The organism is Pseudooceanicola lipolyticus (assembly GCF_002786325.1).
Taxonomy (GTDB): Bacteria; Pseudomonadota; Alphaproteobacteria; order Rhodobacterales; family Rhodobacteraceae; genus Pseudooceanicola_C; species Pseudooceanicola_C lipolyticus.
This window is the reverse complement of the sequence record NZ_PGTB01000239.1, coordinates 1-4,247: the sequence shown is the minus strand read 5'-3', so window position 1 is coordinate 4,247 and position 4,247 is coordinate 1. Positions and strand designations below refer to the sequence as shown.

Below are 4,247 nucleotides of genomic sequence, written 5' to 3'. Positions count from 1 at the left end.
TCGGCGGCGGGCTGCGGTGCCTGCTCGGCCGCGGCGGCGCGCTTGGCGGCCTCCTCGGCCTCGCGTTTCTGACGCGCTTCCTCTTCGGCCTTGGCCTTCAGCGCTTCTTCGCGTTCACGCTCTTCGCGTTCCTTGGCCTCGGCCTCGGCACGGCGGCGGTCGCGCTCTTCCTCGCGGGCCTTTTCCTCGGCCGCGCGGCGCTCTACCTCTTCGGCCTCGCGCGCCTTGGCGGCGGCCAGTGCCTTCATCCGGCGTTCCATCTCGGCATCGGTGATGCCGGCCGGACGCCGTGACGGATCGCCCGCGGGAGAGTGCCCCCCCGCGCCAGAAGCCTTGCCCGCGCCCGGTTTGGGAACCACGACGCGCTTGCGCTTGGTTTCCACAACAACGTTCTTGGTCCGACCGTGGCTGAAACTTTGTTTCACGTTCCCCGGACGGGATCCGCCGCGCAAGCCCAGTGTCTTCTTGCCGTCAGTATCGCTCATCAAGCTCTGTTTCCTTCCGGGTGACCCTTGCCACCCTCCGTTTCGCGCAATCCACGCAGTCGTTGCGCTTCCTCTACAACACGCTGACTGAGTCCGCCAGAGGCGAGCGCCGCATGTATCACAGTTTGCCGGCCAAAGGCCATGCCCAGCTCGTCCGCCGTAAGCCAGCCGATATAACGGCCGCCATAGGGCGTGCTGAGCTTCGATTTGCCCCGGCCCGATCCATCGGTGGCCTGGATCAGCACTCTGGCTGTCTCGCGATCAAGCCAGTCTTTCACTTTCTCGTACCCGGCAACCGCAGCGCCGGATTTCCGCGCCAGGCTGATCAGGTCGATCACCCGGCGCAGCATTTGCCGCTCAACCTCGTCCGCCAGCGCCTCGGGCACCGTGACCGGCTGTTTCAGGCCGCGGGCGAACAGTTTCTTCGCCACGGCCTTGTCAAGCGCCGCCCGGTCCGCCGCAACGTAGGTGCCGCGCCCCGGCAGACGGCCCAGGATATCCGGCACCACCTGCCCCTCGGGCCCGGCCACAAAGCGGATCAAACCCGCCTTCGGCTGTGCCTCGCCAGTAGCAAGACATTTGCGTTGCGGATCGGCCTCGCGATCCTTTTCGGCGCCCCCACGGCTCATGTTCAGCCCCTCGTGGGCCCCGATCAGGCCCCGGCCTCTTCGGTTTCGGCCTCGGCATCGTCTTCGGGTTCGTCCTGCTCCAACTCGGCGGGATCGACCCAGCCCAGCATGATCCGGGCGGTCATCACGAGGTTCTGCGCCTCTTCCAGGGACACGTCGTAGGGCTCGAGCAGCCCGTCATCCTTCACCCGCTCGCCATCAACCGTGGTCCAGCCGCCGGCCAGTTCCCAGTCGGCGCAGGTGGCAAAGTCTTCCAGCGTCTTCACGCCGTCCTTGGCCAATGCCTCGATCATCTGGGGTGTCAGGCCCTCAAAGTCAACCAGGCTGTCCTCGGCGCCCAGCGCACGGGCATTCTCCAGCGCCAGCCGGTTCTGCTCGTCCAGGTAGTCGCGGGCGCGCGCCTGCAGCTCTTCGGCGGTGTCCTCGTCGACCCCGTCGATCACCAGCAATTCGTCGCGATCGACATAGGCGACCTCTTCCAGGTTGGTGAACCCTTCAGACACCAGCAACTGGGCAAAGAACTCGTCCAGGTCCAGCGTGTCCATGAACAGCTTGGTGCGCTGTTCGAACTCGGCCTGACGGCGCTGGCTTTCTTCCTCTTCGGTCATGATGTCGATGTCCAGACCGGTCAGCTGGCTGGCCAGCCGCACGTTCTGACCGCGCCGGCCGATGGCCAGCGACAGCTGTTCTTCCGGCACCACGACTTCGATCCGCTCGGCATCCTCGTCCAGAACCACTTTGGACACTTCGGCCGGCTGCAGCGCGTTGACCAGGAAGGTCGGCACATCCTCGTTCCACGGGATGATGTCGATCTTTTCGCCCTGCAACTCGTTCACCACCGCCTGCACGCGCGAGCCACGCATACCGACGCAGGCGCCGACCGGGTCGATCGAGTTGTCATAGGACACCACGGCGATCTTGGCGCGCGAGCCCGGATCACGGGCCACCGCCTTGATCTCGATGATGCCATCGTAGATCTCGGGCACTTCCATCTTGAACAGCTCGGCCATGAATTCGGGCGCGGTGCGCGACAGGAAGATCTGCGGCCCGCGCGGCTCGCGACGCACATCCTTGATGTAACAGCGGATGCGGTCATTGGGCCGATAGCTTTCGCGGCCGATCTTTTCGTTGCGCCGCAGGATCGCCTCGCCGGCGCCGACATCGACGATGACGTTGCCGTATTCCTCGCGCTTGACCAGGCCGTTGATGATGGTCCCGGCGCGGTCCTTGAATTCCTCGTATTGCCGGTCACGCTCGGCCTCGCGCACCTTCTGCAGAATCACCTGCTTGGCCGACTGCGCCGCGATCCGGCCCATTTCCACCGGCGGCACCTCTTCGATGAACTGGTCGCCCACGTTCGGGTCCGCCATGTATTGCTTGGCCTGTTCGACGGTCATTTCCGCCTGATAGTTCTCAAGCTCTTCATCTTCGACAACAGTGCGTACGCGGGTAAAGGTGGCGCGACCGGTCTTCCGGTCGATCTTGACCCGGATATCCATTTCCGAGCCATAGCGGCTCTTGGCGGCACGGGCGAGGCTTTCTTCCATTGCCTCGATCACCAGCGCCGGGTCGATCATCTTCTCCCGCGCGACGGCTTCGGCGGTTTGCAGCAGCTCAAGCTGGTTTGCAGAGGTGATGGCCATTCAACTATTCTCCTCAGTCGACCCATCGGTCACGATTTCATCAAAGGCGGCTTCGTTCAGCGCACCCATGTTCTTTCTCTGGCGCAGCATTTCCTTGATCAGCTCGTCGGTGAGGACAAGCTTGGCATCGCTGAGCCAGTCAAATTTCAAACCGATGGTGCCTTCATCGACATTGATCAGCACCTCGTCTTCCTCGACCCCGGCCAGCACACCGCGGAACCGGCGGCGGCCGTCGATCAGATCGCCGGTTTCCAGCTTGGCCTCGTAACCTTCGAAGGCGTCGAAATCCTTCAGCCGCGTCAGCGGCCGGTCGATTCCGGGACTGGACACTTCCAGCGTGTATTCGTCCAGGATCGGATCCTCGACATCCAGCACCGCGCTGACCGCGTTCGAGATATCGGCGCAATCATCCACCTCGATCCCGCCCTCGGGTTTGTCGGCCATGATCTGCAGCGTCGTCTTCTTGCCCGACATCAGCCGCACGCGCACCAGTTCGAACCCCATATCCTCGATGACGGGGGTAATGATCTCGGCCAAACGCCGGTCGATCGCTGCCTTAGCTATCAGGTCGTTGGTCATGGCACCCAGAACAAAAAAACGGGCCAGCGGCCCGTTGCATCTTTTCGGTGGGCGCCGGGTGTGGACCCCAGCGCACCGCTGTTGAAGGGGGATATACGCGTGCCGGCCCGAGTCTGCAAGGCCGGGAAACCGACTCGGGCCAATTTTCCGCATCGGGTGCTTCGATCAGCGGCTCAGACCAGCCACCACCGTTCGGCGATCCGCCCGTCATCCAGCGGCGCGCGCGTGCTGACGCTGCGCGGGATTCCCACGCCGGGGCGGGCGGCCAGCGCCATATCCTCGGCCGAGGGGTGGTACAGAAATTCGCCCCGCCCGATCAGCCCGCCGCGCCGGGGCAGCGCGGCGATGTCGACAAACCCGTCGCGCAACGCCTCGGCGCGCACCGCGGCATCGGGAATCACGATGATCTCGATCCGGTCGGCCCAGCCGGCACGCCCGGCCTTGTAATGCTCGGCCACCCGGCTGGCACGGAAATGCCGCTCGGCCTCGATCCGGTCCAGCCGATAGGCGCCGGTGCCGATGCCCTGCGCCAAGCCCTCGCCCGGAACCAGGGCAATTGCAAAGGCGGGATCGGCCAGCAGCAGCGGCAGGTCCGGGTTGCCGACGTCCAGTTCCAATGCAATGCGGCTGGCCCCGGCCACCTCGGCGCGGACCAGGCCGGGCAGATCCGCGGCGCGCAACGCCGAAACTACGTGACGCGGTTTCAGGATGGTGCCGTCATGGAACCGCACGCCCTGTTCCAGGCGAAAGCTCCACTGCCGCGCATCCGGGCTGCCCTGCCACGCAATGGCCAGTTCGCCGCGCAGCGTGCCGTCCGGCGCCAGCTCGGTCAGCGTGTCGAACAGCGCGCCGGTGGCCACCTGTTCCAGGCTGCCATCGCGCGGCACGGCCAGCCGCAGCGTCCCGCCGAG

At 65.2% G+C, this 4,247-nt stretch carries 5 protein-coding genes; all 5 read right to left on the bottom strand.

Features of this window, described 5'->3' with window-relative positions; genetic code table 11:
- The coding region (locus CVM52_RS24035) for a translation initiation factor IF-2 associated domain-containing protein (RefSeq protein WP_205965018.1) at positions 1 to 485 on the bottom strand (485 nt) is incomplete at its 3' end.
- Positions 485 to 1,114: an RNA-binding protein gene (locus CVM52_RS24030; RefSeq protein WP_100164844.1), complete on the bottom strand. Its 630-nt coding sequence runs from the start codon at positions 1,112 to 1,114 to the stop codon at positions 485 to 487. The genes CVM52_RS24030 and CVM52_RS24035, both read right to left, overlap by 1 nt.
- 23 nt (positions 1,115 to 1,137) lie before the next feature.
- On the bottom strand, positions 1,138 to 2,757 hold the full coding sequence (nusA, locus tag CVM52_RS24025) for a transcription termination factor NusA (RefSeq protein ID WP_100164843.1): 1,620 nt from the start codon (positions 2,755 to 2,757) through the stop codon (positions 1,138 to 1,140).
- Complete coding sequence (gene rimP, locus CVM52_RS24020; protein WP_100164842.1) at positions 2,758 to 3,336, bottom strand: ribosome maturation factor RimP; 579 nt, start codon at positions 3,334 to 3,336, stop codon at positions 2,758 to 2,760.
- Between the two features lie 173 nt (positions 3,337 to 3,509).
- Positions 3,510 to 4,247: ABC transporter substrate-binding protein (locus CVM52_RS24015; RefSeq protein ID WP_100164841.1), on the bottom strand; the 738-nt coding region annotated here is incomplete at its 5' end.